At 30.8% G+C, this 847-nt stretch carries 1 protein-coding gene; it reads right to left on the reverse strand.

The window, feature by feature from the left end; translation table 11 throughout:
- Nucleotides 1-66: 66 nt before the first annotated feature.
- On the reverse strand, nucleotides 67-495 hold the full coding sequence (locus FC65_RS10885; RefSeq protein ID WP_010495358.1) for a YjdF family protein: 429 nt from the start codon (nucleotides 493-495) through the stop codon (nucleotides 67-69).
- Between the last annotated feature and the right edge of the window lie 352 nt (nucleotides 496-847).

Below are 847 nucleotides of genomic sequence, written 5' to 3' on the forward strand. Positions count from 1 at the left end.
TTGTCTAACCGTCCAGTTGAACACTGCTTACGTTATGACAGCCAGGTTCTTTGGTGCAGATTTTAATCAGTGCCCTTTATGTTTTTCGATTCGTTTTTCTTGTTTTAACTTAAATTTTTTCTCAATTAATTGTTCTTTTTTAAGTTTACGATCCCTTTCATTAGCCAGTTTATTTTGCTCAAATTGCTTTTTTAAAGCAACTTGTGACTTTGTACTAAAACCATTTTTAACTGCCTTTTGAGCTAACCGTTGTTTACGCTTAGGATTTATCTTGTTAGGCAATTCATTTTTTTTAAACTGTTTTTGTTTGAAAAAATGCACCCTATCCCAATGATTCAGCACTAAATCTAAAATTAAAGTTAATTTAGGTTCTGATGTTCCTAAATTAACTTGTGCTACTTCATAAGATTCAGCCGAAACACTTTCAAAAATAGCTTTGTAAAAAGGTGGGTCAAAATCGATTGTTAAGAGTAACTGACATTTTTCTACGTCCATAATACTTTCCTCCTAAAATAATTAGGAAAGACGGACGACCTAGGAGGAAGGATACTGATAATCAAAAACCATTATGTTTGGACTACCAACCAAACTATGTTTTTACTTTCCTGCTAATAAGCTTACTCTTTAATAAGGAAAAAGTAAAACAGGTCATAACTTAAAAAATATAATTTGAATTTTTTAGAGTATAATAAGGCTCAATTATTTAAATTAAATTGTGGGGGAATAATTACAATGATTAAACACAGAACATTCAAAGATTCAGATGCAGAAGAAGTTGCAAACTTAGTTAAAGAAACCATGTTAACTACCAATATAAAGGAGCCGGATTTAAAATTGAAGTGCAACA

The organism is Ligilactobacillus acidipiscis DSM 15836, from assembly GCF_001435755.1.
GTDB classification, from domain to species: domain Bacteria; phylum Bacillota; class Bacilli; order Lactobacillales; family Lactobacillaceae; genus Ligilactobacillus; species Ligilactobacillus acidipiscis.

Coding starts and splice junctions, on each gene's coding strand:
- FC65_RS10885 (WP_010495358.1), bottom strand. CDS start 495: ATGGACGTAGAAAAATGTCAGTTACTCTTAACAATCGATTTTGACCCA.